General features: G+C 59.3%; 16 protein-coding genes. 10 read left to right on the forward strand and 6 right to left on the reverse strand.

Annotation, left to right across the window (positions count from 1 at the left end; genetic code table 11):
- Nucleotides 1-50: 50 nt before the first annotated feature.
- Together CKW21_RS20060 and CKW21_RS20065 are read right to left on the reverse strand one after the other, a co-directional pair.
- Nucleotides 51-509: a transposase gene (locus CKW21_RS20060; protein WP_095195664.1), complete on the reverse strand. Its 459-nt coding sequence runs from the start codon at nt 507-509 to the stop codon at nt 51-53.
- 210 nt (nt 510-719) lie between these two features.
- Nucleotides 720-1,160, reverse strand: a complete 441-nt coding sequence (locus CKW21_RS20065) for a heme-binding protein (RefSeq protein ID WP_095195665.1) — start codon at nt 1,158-1,160, stop codon at nt 720-722.
- Between the two features lie 268 nt (nt 1,161-1,428).
- On the opposite strand from CKW21_RS20065, the gene gcl reads away from it, so the two are divergent.
- The 8 genes from gcl (at nt 1,429) to CKW21_RS20105 (ending at nt 11,056) form a co-directional block, all read left to right on the forward strand.
- The gene (gene gcl, locus CKW21_RS20070) at nt 1,429-3,204 is read left to right on the forward strand and encodes a glyoxylate carboligase (protein ID WP_095195666.1); all 1,776 of its coding nucleotides are present in this window, start codon (nt 1,429-1,431) and stop codon (nt 3,202-3,204) included.
- Between the two features lie 169 nt (nt 3,205-3,373).
- Nucleotides 3,374-4,156 carry a hydroxypyruvate isomerase gene (hyi, locus tag CKW21_RS20075; protein ID WP_095195667.1) on the forward strand — a complete coding sequence of 261 codons (783 nt, stop codon included), beginning with the start codon at nt 3,374-3,376 and terminating at the stop codon, nt 4,154-4,156.
- 153 nt (nt 4,157-4,309) lie between these two features.
- The gene (locus CKW21_RS20080) at nt 4,310-5,203 is read left to right on the forward strand and encodes a 2-hydroxy-3-oxopropionate reductase (protein WP_095195668.1); all 894 of its coding nucleotides are present in this window, start codon (nt 4,310-4,312) and stop codon (nt 5,201-5,203) included.
- 155 nt (nt 5,204-5,358) lie between these two features.
- A complete protein-coding gene (locus tag CKW21_RS20085) occupies nt 5,359-6,639 on the forward strand; it encodes a glycerate kinase (protein ID WP_095195669.1) in 1,281 nt (426 codons plus the stop codon).
- Entirely contained in the window at nt 6,629-8,044 is a 1,416-nt protein-coding gene (gene pyk, locus CKW21_RS20090; RefSeq protein WP_095195670.1) for a pyruvate kinase, read from the forward strand. The genes CKW21_RS20085 and pyk overlap by 11 nt, the downstream gene beginning before the upstream one ends.
- A gap of 149 nt (nt 8,045-8,193) precedes the next feature.
- Nucleotides 8,194-9,108, forward strand: a complete 915-nt coding sequence (locus tag CKW21_RS20095; RefSeq protein WP_095195671.1) for an urea transporter — start codon at nt 8,194-8,196, stop codon at nt 9,106-9,108.
- A gap of 21 nt (nt 9,109-9,129) precedes the next feature.
- Entirely contained in the window at nt 9,130-9,954 is an 825-nt protein-coding gene (locus tag CKW21_RS20100) for an ion transporter (protein ID WP_095195672.1), read from the forward strand.
- A 103-nt stretch (nt 9,955-10,057) separates the two neighbouring features.
- Complete coding sequence (locus CKW21_RS20105; protein ID WP_095195673.1) at nt 10,058-11,056, forward strand: sulfate ABC transporter substrate-binding protein; 999 nt, start codon at nt 10,058-10,060, stop codon at nt 11,054-11,056.
- 211 nt (nt 11,057-11,267) lie between these two features.
- Here the strand turns inward: CKW21_RS20105 and CKW21_RS20110 are convergent, their stop codons facing one another.
- Nucleotides 11,268-12,641 carry a hypothetical protein gene (locus tag CKW21_RS20110; RefSeq protein ID WP_095195674.1) on the reverse strand — a complete coding sequence of 458 codons (1,374 nt, stop codon included), beginning with the start codon at nt 12,639-12,641 and terminating at the stop codon, nt 11,268-11,270.
- Between the two features lie 319 nt (nt 12,642-12,960).
- Nucleotides 12,961-13,404 (reverse strand): hypothetical protein, encoded by a 444-nt coding sequence (locus tag CKW21_RS20115; protein WP_095195675.1) that lies wholly within the window; start codon nt 13,402-13,404, stop codon nt 12,961-12,963.
- A gap of 311 nt (nt 13,405-13,715) precedes the next feature.
- On the opposite strand from CKW21_RS20115, the gene CKW21_RS20120 reads away from it, so the two are divergent.
- Entirely contained in the window at nt 13,716-14,921 is a 1,206-nt protein-coding gene (locus CKW21_RS20120; RefSeq protein ID WP_095195676.1) for an MFS transporter, read from the forward strand.
- Nucleotides 14,922-15,019: 98 nt separating this feature from the next.
- Here CKW21_RS20120 and CKW21_RS20125 read toward each other — a convergent pair whose 3' ends face one another.
- Together CKW21_RS20125 and CKW21_RS20130 are read right to left on the reverse strand one after the other, a co-directional pair.
- On the reverse strand, nt 15,020-15,424 hold the full coding sequence (locus CKW21_RS20125; protein ID WP_095195677.1) for a type II toxin-antitoxin system HicB family antitoxin: 405 nt from the start codon (nt 15,422-15,424) through the stop codon (nt 15,020-15,022).
- Nucleotides 15,424-15,636 (reverse strand): type II toxin-antitoxin system HicA family toxin, encoded by a 213-nt coding sequence (locus tag CKW21_RS20130; protein ID WP_095195811.1) that lies wholly within the window; start codon nt 15,634-15,636, stop codon nt 15,424-15,426. The genes CKW21_RS20125 and CKW21_RS20130 overlap by 1 nt, the downstream gene beginning before the upstream one ends.
- A gap of 232 nt (nt 15,637-15,868) precedes the next feature.
- Here CKW21_RS20130 and CKW21_RS20135 point away from each other — a divergent pair, with 232 nt between their 5' ends.
- Entirely contained in the window at nt 15,869-16,753 is an 885-nt protein-coding gene (locus tag CKW21_RS20135) for a LysR family transcriptional regulator (protein ID WP_095195678.1), read from the forward strand.
- Nucleotides 16,754-16,798 lie beyond the last annotated feature (45 nt).

Consider the following 16,798-nt stretch of genomic DNA (forward strand, 5'->3'; position numbering starts at 1 on the left):
TCTTGTGGGAGCTGGCTTGCCAGCGATGAAGGCAACACGGTTCAAAGTTGTCAGATCCAAACTGCATCCCACAGTGGATAGTCGCCGAGCTTTTCCACCAGACCCGCCCGCAATGGATTGGCCACCACATACCGCGCCAATTTCACCAAATCCTCCTCTCGACGCAGTGCCCGGTCGTGATAACCCTGCTGCCATAGTGGTCCGCGCCTGCCACTGCAATGGTTCACCTCTCGAGTAATCAGGGACTTGGTCTCGCGCATCAATCTGCGCAAGGAGCAGTTTTCCAGCTCGACGAGCCAGTGAAAATGATCAGGCATGACCACCCAGGCCAGAGAGTTCGCCAGCCCGAGATTTTGCGCCCGGCGAAATTGGCCAACAACCAATCTGCCCAAAGCAAAATCGGCGAAAACCGGCTCTCGATGAAGGGTATTGGTAGTCAGCAAATAGATTCGATTGGGATCGGCATAGCGACCCGTTCGCAGGCGATGTGAAGCGGGTATATCGGGCATTCCTTTGCCTCTTTCATGATGAACTCATGAAAGGCTAGACCTGGAAATGCTGGATGATAATGCAGACTTTTAGCAGGATGTGTCTGGCAGATAGCAATCGCTGGCAAGCCAGCTCCCACAGGGTCTTCTGGTGTATGCAAAATATACTTACACCGCCAATCCTTGTGGGAGCGGGCTTGCCCGCGATGGCATTCACTCAGGCGCAGCTGATCAAGCAGCAACCCCCGCATCCGCCCTCAACCCCAACGCCTCGATCGCATTGATCGCACACTGTTCATCAACATCCGACAGATCCCCGCTGATCCCCACCGCTCCCAGTACGTTCCCGCCCTGATCGCGAATCAGCACACCGCCCGGTGCCGGTACGACGCTGCCCTGCCCCAGGCTGTTCAAGGCGGCGATGAACGCCGGGCGTTGTTGAGCGTCCAGCGCCAGCAGGCGTGAGCCTTTGCCCAGGGCAATGGCGCCCCAGGCTTTGCCGATGGCGACTTGCGGACGCAGCAGGCTGGCGCCGTCTTCGCGTTGCAGGGTGATCAGGTGCCCGCCGGCATCCAGCACCGCGATGGTCAGGGGGGCGGCGGAGATTGCCCGCCCGGCGTTAATGGCTTCGTTGACCAGGTTGACTGCGACTTTCAAGGTTAAAGCGCTCATGGTGCCGTCCTCATTTTGTTTTTCGGAAAGCCGATGGACTGCGCGTGTGTGCCGCAGTCCGATGCAACAAATAGAACACAATGAATTATTTTTTTGTATACAATAATTATCGAAAAGCGCCACATGCGACGAAAAGCCACAGTGAATCGGGCTTCCGACGAATGAAACGACCGCTTGAGAAAATGGATTGACCTGCGCCGTCCACCGTGAATACACTCTGCGCAAAGCCACTTGTATACAATTACAAAACGTAAAGAGGCACAAAACCATGAGCAAAATGAGAGCAATCGAAGCCGCCGTTCTGGTGATGCGCCGTGAAGGGGTTGATACCGCTTTTGGCATCCCGGGTGCCGCCATCAACCCGCTGTACTCCGCCCTGCAAAAGGTCGGCGGCATCGATCACGTCCTCGCTCGCCACGTTGAAGGCGCGTCGCACATGGCCGAGGGCTACACCCGCACCAAGGCCGGCAACATCGGCGTGTGCATCGGCACCTCCGGTCCTGCCGGTACCGACATGGTCACCGGGCTGTACAGCGCCTCGGCCGACTCGATTCCGATCCTTTGCATTACCGGCCAGGCACCCCGCGCCCGTATGCACAAGGAAGACTTCCAGGCTGTCGACATCACCAGCATCGTCAAGCCGGTGACCAAGTGGGCGACCACCGTCCTGGAACCGGGCCAGGTGCCTTACGCGTTCCAGAAGGCGTTCTATGAAATGCGCTCCGGCCGCCCAGGCCCGGTGCTGATCGACCTGCCGTTCGACGTGCAAATGGCGGAAATCGAATTCGACATCGACGCCTACCAGCCGCTGCCACTGGCCAAACCGAGCGCGACCCGCATTCAGGTAGAAAAAGCCCTGGCGCTGCTGGATCAGGCCGAACGTCCGTTGCTGGTGGCCGGTGGCGGCATCATCAATGCCGATGCCAGCGACCTGTTGGTGGAATTCGCCGAGCTGACCGGGATTCCGGTCATCCCGACCCTGATGGGCTGGGGCACCATCCCCGACGACCACCCGCTGATGGTCGGCATGGTCGGCCTGCAGACTTCGCACCGCTACGGCAACGCCACCCTGCTCAAGTCTGACGTGGTGCTGGGCATCGGTAACCGCTGGGCCAACCGTCACACCGGTTCGGTCGATGTGTACACCGAAGGCCGCAAGTTCATTCACGTCGACATCGAAGGCACCCAGATCGGCCGCGTGTTCACCCCGGACCTGGGCATTGTGTCCGACGCCGCTGCTGCGCTGACCGTGTTCATCGAAGTCGCTCGCGAATGGCAAGCCGCCGGCAAACTGAAAAACCGCAGCGCCTGGCTGCAAGACTGCCAGCAACGCAAATCCAGCCTGCAGCGCAAGACTCACTTTGACAACGTGCCGGTCAAGCCGCAGCGGGTTTACGAAGAGATGAACCAGGTGTTCGGCAAAGACACTTGCTACGTCAGCACCATCGGTCTGTCGCAGATTGCCGGCGCGCAGTTCCTGCACGTCTACAAGCCGCGTCACTGGATCAACTGCGGTCAGGCAGGTCCGTTGGGCTGGACCATTCCCGCGGCGCTGGGCGTGGTCAAGGCTGATCCGACGCGTAAGGTTGTCGCGCTGTCTGGCGACTATGACTTCCAGTTCATGATCGAAGAATTGGCGGTGGGCGCGCAGTTCAAGCTGCCGTACATTCATGTGGTAGTGAACAACTCGTACCTGGGTCTGATCCGTCAGGCACAGCGCGGTTTCGAGATGGACTACTGCGTGCAGCTGTCCTTCGATAACCTGAACGCACCGGAACTCAACGGTTATGGCGTCGATCACGTCGCGGTTGCCGAAGGCCTGGGCTGCAAGGCACTGCGTGTGTTCGAGCCGGCTGACATCGCCCCTGCCCTGCGCAAGGCCGAGGAGATGATCGAAGAGTTCAAGGTTCCGGTGATCGTCGAGATTATCCTGGAGCGCGTGACCAACATTTCCATGGGCACCGAGATCAACGCCGTCAACGAATTCGAAGACCTGGCGCTGGTCGGCAACGACGCACCGACTGCGATTTCGTTGCTCGATTGATCGTTCCCCTTGTGGGAGCGAGCCTGTGTGGCGAGGGAGCTTGCTCCCGCTCGGCTGCGAAGCAGTCGCAAAGCTTTTGGGGCCGCTTCGCGACCCAGCGGGAGCAAGCTCCCTCGCCACGACAAGCCTGCTCCCACAAGGGGTCATCACATATTTACGGGAGACCACCATGCCGCGTTTCGCAGCCAACCTGTCCATGCTGTTCACCGAACAGGATTTCCTCGCCCGTTTCGAAGCGGCCGCCAAGGCCGGCTTCACGGGTGTCGAATACCTGTTCCCGTACGACTTCAGCTCTGCCGAAATCAAGGCCAAGCTCGACGCCAACGGTCTGACCCAAGTGCTGTTCAACCTGCCGGCCGGTGACTGGGGCAAGGGCGAGCGCGGTATCGCCTGCCTGCCCGACCGCGTTGATGAGTTCCGCGCCGGGGTCGACCTGGCCATCGCTTACGCGCAGGTGCTGGGCAATACCCAGGTCAACTGCCTGGCCGGCATCCGCCCACAAGGCGTCGACGATGCCACCGTGGAAAAAACCTTCGTCGCCAACCTCAAGTACGCAGCCGACAAGCTGCAAGCGGCGGGCATCAAACTGGTGATGGAAGCGATCAACACCCGCGACATCCCGGGCTTCTACCTGAACAACACGGCGCAAGCCCTGTCGATTCGCGAACAGGTCGGCAGCGCCAATCTGTTCCTGCAATACGACATCTATCACATGCAAATCATGGAAGGCGATCTGGCCCGCACCCTGCAATCGCACCTGGGCGAGATCAACCATGTGCAGCTCGCCGACAACCCGGGGCGCAATGAACCGGGCACCGGTGAAATCAATTACCGCTTCCTGTTCGAACACCTGGACCGCATCGGGTATCAGGGTTGGGTCGGCTGTGAATACAAGCCGCTGACCACTACTGAAGCGGGTCTGGGCTGGTTGAAAACCCATAACGCGATTTAACGCGATACCTGTGGGAGCGAGCCTGCTCGCGAATGCGGTGGTTCAGTCAACACGGATATTGAATGTTCTATCGCATTCGCGAGCAGGCTCGCTCCCACATAGAAGCACTCCCCTATTTGCTTGAAGCAGCAATAAAAACAAGAGGATTTTCTCATGGCTAAAATCGGATTTATCGGCACCGGCATCATGGGCCACCCAATGGCGGCGAACCTGCAGAAAGCCGGTCACAGCCTGTTCCTGTCGGCGCACCACGACGCCGCGCCTGCCGACCTGGTCGCCGCTGGCGCCGTTGCCCTGGCGAACCCGAAAGAAGTCGCGCAAGAAGCCGAATTCATCATCGTCATGGTCCCGGATACCCCGCAAGTCGATGACGTGCTGTTCCGCGCTGACGGTGTTGCCGCGGGTATCGGCAAAGGCAAAATCGTGATCGACATGAGCTCGATCTCGCCAACCGCCACCAAAGCCTTCGCTGCCAAAATCAACGAAAAAGGCGCGCAGTACCTCGACGCGCCAGTGTCCGGTGGTGAAGTCGGCGCCAAGGCCGCGACGCTGAGCATCATGGTCGGCGGCGACGCCGATGCCTTCGAACGCGCCCTGCCGCTGTTCCAGGCCATGGGCAAGAACATCACCCTGGTCGGTGGCAATGGCGACGGTCAGACCGCGAAAGTGGCCAACCAGATCATCGTTGCGCTGAACATCCAGGCGGTGGCTGAAGCCCTGTTGTTCGCCTCGAAAAACGGCGCCGATCCCGCCAAGGTGCGTGAAGCGCTGATGGGCGGTTTCGCTTCGTCGAAGATCCTCGAAGTGCACGGCGAGCGCATGATCAAAGGCACCTTCGATCCGGGCTTCCGCATCAGCCTGCACCAGAAGGACCTGAATCTGGCCCTGCAAGGTGCCAAGGAACTGAACATCAACCTGCCGAACACCGCCAACGCCCAGCAAGTGTTCAGCACCTGCGCGGCCATCGGTGGCAGCAACTGGGATCACTCGGCGCTGATCAAAGGCCTGGAACACATGGCGAACTTCTCGATTCGCGATAAGAAGTAAGCCCTGCCTGGCTCGCTCTCTGTGGGAGCGGGCTTGCCCGCGATGGCATCGACGCGGTCTGCCTGAACGACCGCAGTGCCTGAATCGCTGGCAAGCCAGCTCCCACAGGATTGAGTTGTCTTCCCTTCAAATAACAAGAATTCCGGGAGCCCGCCATGTCGGTCGATCCGCAACAATTCCTGCGCGAGCTGTTCGCCACAGCCATCGACGCGGCCCATCCTCAACAAGTCCTCGAAGCCCACCTGCCCGCCGATCGCAGCGGTCGGGTGATCGTCATCGGTGCCGGTAAAGCCGCGGCCGCCATGGCCCAGGTGGTCGAGCGTTGCTGGCAGGGAGAAGTGTACGGTCTGGTGGTGACGCGCTACGGACACGGCGCGCCGTGCGAAAAAATCGAAGTGGTCGAAGCTGCGCATCCGGTCCCGGACGCCGCGGGACAAGCCGTCGCCAAACGGGTATTCGAACTGGTCAGCGACCTGAGCGAAAAAGACCGAGTGATCTTCCTGCTGTCCGGTGGCGGTTCGGCGCTGCTCGCACTTCCGGCCGCCGGCATCACCCTGGCCGACAAGCAGTCGATCAACAAAGCCCTGCTCAAATCCGGCGCCTCCATCGGTGAGATGAATTGCGTGCGCAAGCACCTCTCGGCGATCAAGGGCGGACGTCTGGGCAAGGCCTGCTGGCCGGCAACCGTGTACACCTATGCGATTTCCGATGTACCGGGCGACCTCGCCACGGTCATCGCTTCCGGCCCCACCGTGGCCGACCCAAGTACCTCGGCCGAAGCCTTGGCGATCCTCAAGCGCTACGACATTGAAGTACCCGCCTCGGTGCGTACCTGGTTGCAAAGCCCGGAATCGGAAACCGTCAAACCCGGCGACCCGAGCCTGGCCCGCAGTCACTTCCAGTTGATCGCCCGTCCGCAGCAATCGCTGGAAGCGGCGGCGGTGAAATGCCGTCAGGCCGGTTTCAGCCCGCTGATCCTCGGCGACCTGGAAGGCGAATCCCGCGAAGTGGCGAAAGTCCACGCCGGCATCGCCCGTCAGGTGGTGCAGCACGGTCAACCGTTGGCGGCGCCCTGCGTGATTCTCTCCGGCGGCGAAACCACCGTCACCGTGCGCGGTAATGGCCGAGGCGGACGCAACGCCGAATTCCTGCTGAGCCTGACCGACAGCCTCAAGGGCTTGCCGGGCGTCTACGCCCTGGCCGGCGATACCGATGGCATCGACGGCTCCGAAGACAACGCCGGCGCGATCATGACCCCGGACAGCTACGCCCGCGCCGCCGCACTGGGCCTGAGCGCCAGCGATGAGCTGGACAACAACAACGGCTATGGCTACTTCGAGGCGCTGGACGCACTGATCGTCACCGAGCCGACCCGTACCAACGTCAATGACTTCCGCGCCATCCTGATTCTCGAGAACCCTAAACATGACGCCTGATAAGAAGGTCAAAATCCTCGCCACCCTGGGGCCTGCCATCGGCGGGATCGACGACATCCGTGAACTGGTGCTGGCCGGGGTCAACATCTTTCGCCTGAATTTCAGCCACGGTGATCACGCCGATCACGCCCAGCGCTATCAGTGGATTCGCGAAGTCGAGCGCCAGTTGAATTATCCGCTGGGCATTTTGATGGACCTGCAGGGCCCGAAACTGCGGGTCGGCAAGTTCGCCGAGGGCAAGGTGCAACTGGTGCGCGGTCAGGCCCTGCGTCTGGACCTGGATGCCACGCCGGGCGATGAACGCCGGGTCAACCTGCCGCACCCGGAAATCATCGCCGCGCTGGAGCCGGGCATGGACTTGCTGCTCGATGACGGCAAGCTGCGCCTGCGGGTAGTCACCAAGTACGCCGACGCCATCGACACCACGGTGCTCAACGGCGGCGAACTGTCGGATCGCAAAGGCGTGAACGTGCCGCAAGCCGTACTCGACCTGAGCCCGCTGACCGCCAAGGATCGCCGTGACTTGAGCTTCGGCCTGGAACTGGGTGTGGACTGGGTGGCACTGTCGTTCGTGCAGCGTCCGGATGACATTCGCGAAGCCCGCGCACTGATCGGCGACAAAGCGTTTTTGATGGCCAAGATCGAGAAGCCCTCGGCGGTGACCCAGCTGCGGGAAATCGCCGAGCTGAGCGACGCGATCATGGTCGCTCGCGGCGATCTGGGCGTGGAAGTACCGGCCGAAAGCGTGCCGCAAATTCAGAAGAACATCATCAGTACCTGCCGCCAGCTCGGCAAACCGGTGGTGGTGGCGACGCAGATGCTCGAATCGATGCGCTTCTCCCCGGCACCGACCCGCGCCGAAGTCACCGATGTCGCCAACGCCGTGGCCGAAGGGGCTGACGCGGTGATGCTGTCGGCGGAAACCGCGTCCGGCGAGTACCCTCTGGAAGCCGTGCAGATGATGAGCAAGATCATCCGCCAGGTGGAAAACGGTCCGGACTATCAAGCCCAGCTCGACGTCAGCCGACCGAAAGCCGAAGCCACGGTTTCCGATGCAATCAGCTGCGCGATCCGCCGGATCAGCAACGTGCTGCCGGTGGCGGTGCTGGTGAACTACAGCGAGTCGGGCACGTCGAGCCTGCGGGCGGCGCGGGAACGGCCAACCGTACCGATCCTCAACCTGACGCCGAACCTTTCGACCGCGCGCCGCTTGACCGTGGCGTGGGGGGTGCATTCGGTGGTCAATGATCGTCTGCGCCAGGTGGATGAAGTGTGCTCGACGGCGCTGGAAATCGCCCAGGCCCAAGGCATGGCGCAGCGTGGCGACACGCTATTGATCACGGCGGGTGTGCCGTTTGGGCAGCCGGGGTCGACTAATTCTCTGCGTATCGAGACGTTGATCTAGAGCGCCCATACCGGCCCCTTCGCGAGCAGGCTCGCTCCCACAGTTGATTTGTGTACGCCACAAACTCAATGACCGAACAAAGATTCAATGTGGGAGCGAGCCTGCTCGCGAAGGCGGCGACACGGTTTAACTGACTTTTTAGAACTGCCATGCCTGCCAACCACTTCAACACCCACTGCCCCGACTGGGCCGAGGCTTTGCTCAACGGCTTCAGTCAAATATTCCTTCAGCGCCATCCGCTCTGCGGCTTGCTGTGCCTTTGCGCCATCCTGTTCACTGCGCCTGCGCTGCTTGGCGGGGCGTTGCTAGGGGGCGTCGCCGGCTTGCTCACGGCGCAACGGCGCAACTATGCAAAGGCCGATCGCCAGGCGGGATTGTTCAGCTACAACGGCGTATTGATTGGCCTGTTACTGAGCCTGTACTTCCCGTGGTCGGCGATGATGCCGCCACTGATTCTGGCTGCCGGCGGCTTGAGTGCGATGATCACTCAACAATGGCTCAAGCGTACCCGCGTCAACCAGTACGTACCCGCCTACACCGCGCCCTTCGTGGGCCTGAGCTGGTTGCTGCTGTGTTTCGCCACACCGTCGATACCGACACCCCTGATCGAACTGAACACACCGAACCTGCTTGCCGCTTTGCTAAAAGGTATTGGCCAGGTGATGTTCCTCGACCATCCACTGGCGGGGGCGATGATTGCCGCCGGTTTGCTGATCGCCGATCGCCGAGCGTTCTGCTGGGCGCTGATGGCCTCGATCCTCGGCCTCGGTTCCAGTCTGCTGCACCACGAGACCGACACCGCCCTGCTCGGCCTGGGCGGCTACAACGCCGTGCTGGCCGCCCTCGCCTTCAGCGCACAACGCCAGCAACCCTGGCTGCCACTGCTGGGCATCGTATTGGCGCTGTTGCTGACGCCAATCTTTGCCGCCGCCGGACTGGCCACGCTCACCGCACCCTTTATTCTCGCCTGCTGGCTGATCCGCGCCGGTATTCAGATGCTCGGCAAAACCACTGTCGACAGCGCGTCTTGCGCTCACGGGGACAATCAACCTAGGCTGCGCTGATCATTGAGTCGGGCGTTATCCATGGACAGCAGCAAAGACTGGCGTGAACAGCTTTACGTCATGATTTTCCAGAGCGACACCAAGGCCGGCCGGCGCTTCGACGGTATTTTACTGTTGATCATCCTCGCCAGCCTGGTGATCGTGATGCTCGACAGCATCGACACCATCCACCAGAACTACGCCGATGTTCTGGCCTACATCGAGTGGGGCTTCACGGTTATCTTCCTCGGCGAGTACATCCTGCGCCTGTATTGCTCGCCCAAACCGCTGCGTTATGCCTTCAGTTTTTATGGCCTGGTGGATTTGCTGGCCATCGTGCCCGGCATCCTTGCGCTGTATTACGCCGATGCGCAGTACCTGCTGATTATCCGGATCATCAGGATGCTGCGGATTTTCCGCGTGCTCAAACTCAGCCCTTACCTCAAGCAAGCCAACTACCTGATGTCGGCGCTGCGCGGCAGCAAGCAGAAGATCGTGGTGTTTCTGGTCAGCGTCTGCACCCTGGTGACGGTGTTCGGCACCCTGATGTATGTGATCGAAGGCCCGGAGCACGGTTTCACCAGCATTCCCAAAGGCATCTATTGGGCGATCGTGACCCTGACCACCGTGGGATTTGGCGACATCGTGCCGAAAACCCCGCTGGGCCAGGTGATTTCGTCGCTGGTGATGATCACCGGTTATTCGATCATCGCCGTGCCCACCGGGATTTTCACCGCTGAACTGGCCAATGCCATGCGCGGCGAACAGCTGCAACACGACTGCCCGGTGTGCCGGAAAAACAACCATGAACATGGCGCTGCGTTCTGTTCTCGTTGCGGCAATGCACTGTTCAAGAAACTGGAATAAGCAAAGAGCTTTTTAATCTTTAAAGGCCTATGCGAGCCCGGCTATAGTCGCTGGCAAATTGCCTCAATCTTTAAATAAAAATGTCTCGAACAAGGAATGCGCAGTGAAAAAACTCTTTGGCGCCTCACTCCTGGCCGCTGGCCTGGCCCTGACCAGCGTGGCTCAAGCCGCACCGACCCTGCTCAACGTGTCCTACGACGTGATGCGCGATTTCTACAAGGACTACAACACTGCGTTCCAGAAACACTGGCAAGCCCAGCACAACGAAAACATCACCTTGCAGATGTCCTTTGGCGGTTCCAGCAAACAAGCGCGTTCGGTCATCGACGGCTTGCCGGCTGATGTCATCACCATGAACATGGCCACTGACATCAATGCCCTGGCGGACAACGGCAAACTGGTCCCGGACAACTGGGTCACGCGCCTGCCGAACAACAGTGCGCCCTTCACCTCGGCCACCGTGTTCATCGTGCGCAAGGGCAACCCGAAAGCCTTGAAAGATTGGCCTGACCTGCTCAAGGACGGTGTACAAGTCATCGTGCCGAACCCGAAAACCTCGGGTAACGGTCGCTACACCTATCTGTCGGCCTGGGGCTACGTGCTGAAGAATGGCGGCGACGAGAACAAGGCCAAAGATTTCGTCGGCAAGCTGTTCAAGCAAGCACCGGTGCTCGATACCGGTGGCCGCGCCGCCACCACCACCTTCATGACCAACCAGATCGGCGACGTGCTGGTGACCTTCGAAAACGAAGCGGAAATGATTGCCCGCGAGTTTGGTCGCGACCAGTTCGAAGTGATCTACCCAAGCGTCTCCGCCGAAGCCGAGCCACCGGTGTCGGTGGTCGACAAATCGGTCGACAAGAAAGGCACCCGCGCCGCCGCCGAGGAATACCTGAAGTACCTGTGGTCGCCGGAAGGCCAGGAAATCGCCGCCGCCAACTACCTGCGCCCGCGTGATCCGGCAGTGCTGGCCAAGTACACCGACCGCTTCCCGAAAGTGGACTTCCTGTCGGTCGAGAAGACCTTCGGTGACTGGCGCACCGTGCAGAAAACCCACTTCAACGATGGCGGGGTGTTTGACCAGATCTATAGCGGGCAGTAACCGCAACTGTAAAAGCCCCTTACTCAGGTAATGCTGTTCACTCAAGAAAACTTCGAGACGAATGAAATGCCCGTGGCGAGGGAGCTTGCTCCCGCAGGGTCGCGCAGCGGCCCCAAAAATGGGGACTGCTATGCAGTCCAGCGGGAGCAAGCTCCCTCGCCACGGGTTCAGTGTCACACTTAAGTGAACAGCCTTACCTTACTCAAGGCTTTTACGTCGTTACCTTGTCACGCACGCACCAGTCATTGCCAGCGCCCTTGACGGGAAAAGGTACGTCAATTTCCACTCCTTCTCTGTTTATCCGCAGACGCTCCGCCCGCGCCTCCGCAAGTTCCCGGGCCGTGATCGGCACCATTATAAAACCGCCAATCTCGCCGCAGGACTCGCTGATAATCGCTGCGGCAACTACGTTATCCATCGTGATGCGCCCCATCGCAGGTGAGAACTGCTGGGAATAGTGGGTGAGGATTTCTCCCGATAGATCCTCTACACGGTAAAGACCACTCGTTGAAAGGGAACCCGCAGCCGAAACGGAAGGCACCAGCAAACGCACTGTATCAGGATGCCTCAGTTGTCCGATAAACGGGCCAATGATGGTTTCCAGACTCTGATTACGATCGTTCAACGCTTGGGTTATACGTTGATTCAACTCAGGGTCAGGAATATCGACAATCGCTGCCATTGGCTCCAGTAACAGTTGTAATGGTGTATCCCCCTGCGTGACACGTTGCCACCACTGCGTACCTTGCCGGTCCAGCAAGTAACCTGCCAAAGCGCCTATCAGGTAGCTTTCGCCATCAGCCGGAGTATCTGCAGCATTGGGAGAACGCGCCATGACAGCGGTATTCCAGGCCTGAGATTGATCAACAGCGCCGGTAGCGACCATCTCGGCAAGCACTTCAACGTACTTGGCGCTTCCTTCAATGATGTCGTTATCGTGAATCTCCACCGCCTCTCGCGCATACTCAGTCCGCCAACGGTCATACCAGTAGCGGGCCTTGCCTAATTCCTCGACCCCACCCCTCACGGCAGCATGCAAGGCTTCAATTAAATGCTTGCGATACTGCCGGGGGGGTATCTGGATTGGAAAACGCTCGGCACGCGACCCGTCATTCATTGGCCAGTTTTGCTGGCCATAAAAATGAAACGCCTCATGGGTTGCCAATAAAAACAATTCAGGGACTGCCGCCGGTTGCGTGATCAGCTTTTGCATTTCCACCTCCGGTAAAGCTGTCCCTATCCCCATGTAGACAGTTGGGCGCCCATTCCACGAAAGCTTCTCGTATTTTCCGAAGTCCGATGGCAAGCCCAGTGCCTCGACCGGCTCCGGCGCGATTGCACGATAACCCTTTGCATCTACCAGCCAGGCATTGACACCGTCGTAAACAAGCACTTGAAGATCAGCAAAGAACCCGGTCTGTTCTTTCATTTCTTCCAGCGTCGCCAATTCAGGCCAGGACACTGCGCTGGCAGTCGCCATCCGTTCAATGTAGTCACTGTGGCTGAGGGTTTTCTGTTGTGTGAAGGTACAACCCGCAATCCCTAGCGTCAGGCTGAACACTGCAAAGGTTTTGAAAAGCCTCATCGTTAATTCTTTCCTTGATAAGCCTGTGTGAGAATCAACGCTCGAAAACACAGACGACCGCCGGGTTCGGGAGTACGGCTTGTGCCCTCCTGCTGAGAGCTGAATCTAGAACAGACCACTCAAGCTGTATTGACGGACGGTTCCTGCAATCAAGTCGGAAACCAGAGTTCTGCCGATGGAAAAAAACCTCAAAGAACGTGCAGCTTGAAAAAAGCGTCCTACATTGATGGCGTTTTTTTTATTCGATGAAAAAGGCGACCTTGGAGTCGCCTTTTTTGGGATGCAGCAATCGCTACGCAATGACCGGTTCGGTAGGTTTTCAGCTCAGATTCCCGCAGAAAATCGCCTGGTGACCATCGGCCGGGCTTTCACGCACCACCAACGCATAGCCCCCCGCTCGAAAAGTCTCGACCGGTACGGGTGCGCTTTTCCAGAAATATTGCATGGACGCTTGCGAATAGAACCGCGCATTCGGGCCGTCATTCATGTCGTAGGCGGGTTTGGCACCCAGACTTCCACAGCTTCCCGGGTAGATGTAGGCCTGCAAACGACCTGGTAATGCGCTACCCATGGATTCTCCACTGACAGCAAACCAGAACACGGTTGTTTGCCCGTCGGGCATCATGATTGGCCGGGCGATATTCCCGGCATTGATGGAAGTAGCGTTCAAGGGAACGTTGGTGACCTGGCGATCAGGCACTGTCGAACACCCGGAGATCGTCCCAGCCGCTACCACCAACGCCAGCGAAGATACGATTTTCATCGTGATACTCCCGCTTTGTAAGGACGCGTTGAAGTGATCCCCCTGTAGATTTTAGCTATCTCCCAAAAGCCGGTATTTCTTCGGATGGTCGGTCGCTTGTGATGTGCGAGAAAATAAGCATGCTATCGAAAAAGATGTAAGTGAATGTATCATCAGCCCCTGATATTTTGATTCGACGGACATCGGCGAACGGCACGCTCGCTCGTCACTCATTCCGCAACGGAATGACTGCTATCACTCCAATCTCTCTTCCGCCGTTTTGATCAGGCCATTAGCCTGCGCGCATTCCCTTTTGTTCAGCGAGATACGTTATGAATCCAGCGACTCAGGTGCCCCACGGCACCGCCACAATGACCCGAGGCATGGTGCTGCTGTTCGCCTTCTGTTGCGGCGCGATCGTGGCCAACATCTACTACGCGCAGCCGATCATCGGCCTGATCGCGCCGGACGTCGGCCTGACCAGCACCCTGGCCAGCTTCATCGTTTCGCTGACCCAGATCGGTTATGCGCTTGGCCTGTTCTTTCTGGTGCCGTTGGGGGATTTGCTGGAGAACCGCCGCTTGATGATCATCACCACGGTGGTGGCGATTGCCAGTCTGTTGGGCGCTGCATTCACCGATCAGCCGAATGTCTTTTTGTTGATTTCGCTGCTGGTGGGCTTCAGTTCGGTGTCGGTACAGATCCTGATTCCGCTGGCCGCGCATCTGGCACCTGAAGAATCTCGCGGTCGCGTGGTCGGCGGGATCATGGGTGGTTTGCTGCTGGGGATTCTGTTGGCGAGACCGGTGTCCAGCGTGGTCGCTGACCACCTCGGCTGGCGGGCGATGTTTGTGATCGCGGCGCTGCTGATGGCGGCGATCAGTATCGTGCTGGCCGTGACCATTCCCAAGCGCCAACCTGATCACAGTGCGTCGTATGGCCAGTTGCTCGGCTCGCTCTGGACACTGTTGCGCCAGCAACCGGTTCTGCGTCAGCGCGCGTTTTACCAAGGCTGCATGTTCGCCACGTTCAGCCTGTTCTGGACCGCGGTGCCGCTGGAGCTGGCGCGCAATCATGGCTTGTCGCAATCGCAGATCGCGATTTTCGCCCTGGTCGGTGCCATTGGTGCCATCGCTGCGCCCATCGCCGGTCGCCTGGCCGATGCCGGCCACACCCGCATCGCGTCGTTGCTGGCGCTGTTGTTTGCCAGCCTGAGCTTCCTGCCGGCCTTTATTCATCCGGTCTACAGCGTCATCGGCCTGGCCGTGACCGGGGTGGTGCTGGATTTCTGCGTGCAGATGAACATGGTCCTCGGCCAACGCGCGGTCTACGCCCTCGACGCCAAAAGCCGCAGCCGCCTGAATGCGCTGTACATGACCAGCATCTTTATCGGCGGTGCGTTTGGTTCCTCTGTGGCCAGCGCAGTGTATGAACATGGCGGCTGGTTCTGGATCGTGATTGTCGGCAGTGCGTTTCCGTTGGTGGCGCTGGTGCGGTTTTTGAGTGTTTCGGAGAAGCGTTCGCTGGCTACCGCGTAACCCCTCAAAAGCTTCGCGGGCAAGCCACGCTCCCACAGGGTTAGTGAATAACCTGTGGGAGCGTGGCTTGCCCGCGATAGCGATGTAACTGACACCACTCAATACCGAACCAGCTTCTCCATCGCCGCATCCGCCAGAAACGACGAACGGCTTTTGACGTTGTGTTCACGCACATAGCGGTCAATTCGCTGGATGACATAGCCCGGCAGCGTCACGTTGACCTTCTCGGTCTTGCCCAGATACGGCGAGATATCCAGCTCCAGCATCCCCCACCCCATATCGGCAAACACCGGATTGCCACGGTGCTCGGCTGCGCAAGTCGGCATCGGAATCGTCCCCCCGTCCGCCGCGATCTCCTGAAGCAGGATGTGGGCAATCTCGACCGCCGCGTTGTAGGCATCTTCAAAGCTATCCCCGGCGGTTACCGCGCCTGGAATATCGGGGATCTGGATACCGATGGCGGTGTTCTCATCGCCCCACTCGATACAGATTGGATATTGCATTATGGATCTCCTGCGTAACTGGCCAGCGGGCAAAAAAGCCCGGCTCGCCTCCTGATGCTCTTGACCGTCCCGACCGGCAAATTCTTTTTCGGATGGGGAACGGGAATCGTGTATGGGTTGTAACGGTGGGTGAAGATTTGATGACTTCCAGTGATCCGATCCAATGTCCAACCTGCCTCCATCAACTCCTTGATCAGTAGCCTGCTCTGCACCATCCGCCTCCTTGCTCCGGCATGAATAAAAGTAACTCCAGAGTTATCTTTACTCAAGCACAAAAACCTGCAACTCGACGTTCGGTTGTTTTACCGGGTGTGATTGAATACTGCCCTTTGTGGGAGCGAGCCTGCTCGCGAAGACGGCGTAACATTCAACATGGATGCTGACTGACCTGACGCCTTCGCGAGCAGGCTCGCTCCCACAGTGTCATTTGTACAAGGACCCACGATGGACCGTCTCGCCGCAATGGAAACTTTCGTCTACGTGGTAGAAACCGGCTCGTTTTCCGCCGCCGCACGACGCCTGAATATCGGTCAGCCGGCGGTATCGAAAACCATCGCACAGCTCGAATCGCGTCTGGCGGTGCGGTTGTTGTTGCGCTCAACCCGTGGCCTGACACCCACCGAAGCAGGCCTGGCCTTTTTCGAACGGGCCAAGCGCGCCATTGAAGAAGCCGACGAGGCGGACAACGCCGCTCGCGGCGCGGCAAGTGGACTGACCGGTAACCTGCGTATCTGCACCGCCGTGACCTTCGGCCGGCTGCACATCGTCCCGCACCTGGGGCCGTTTCTCGAACAGAACCCGGAACTGAACATCGACCTGATGCTCGACGATCGCAACGTCAACCTGGTGGAAGAAGGCGTCGATGTTGCCCTGCGCATGGGCGCCTTGAGCGACTCGGGCCTCACCGCCCGCAAGATCGCCGAATGCCGGCGCGTGGTGCTGGGTACGCCGACGTATTTCGAACAACACGGTGAGCCCACCTGCCCCGCTGACCTGAGCAAGCACCAGGCGGTCGTCTACACCCTGAGTGGCGGTGCCAACTGGTCGCTCAAGAGGGCTGACGTAGAACAATCCGTCGTCATTAGCGGCCGCATCCGAGTCAACGCCGCCGAGGGTCTGCGGGCTGCGGTACTGGCCCATCAGGGGCTGACCATGGCCTCGGAATGGATGTTTGCACCGGAGCTGGCCGACGGTTCGGTCAGGGAAGTGATGACCGACTGGACGTTGCCGAACCAGGACCTGTGGGCGGTTTTTCCTACGGGCAGGATGGTCAGCGCCAAGGCTCGGGCGTTTGTGGAGTATGTGCGGGGGTTGTTAAAGGACGTCTGAACGCCCTCCCAATCAAGATCAAAAGATCGTATCCAGCTCCCACAA

The organism is Pseudomonas sp. Irchel 3A7 (assembly GCF_900187565.1).
Lineage (GTDB): Bacteria > Pseudomonadota > Gammaproteobacteria > Pseudomonadales > Pseudomonadaceae > Aquipseudomonas.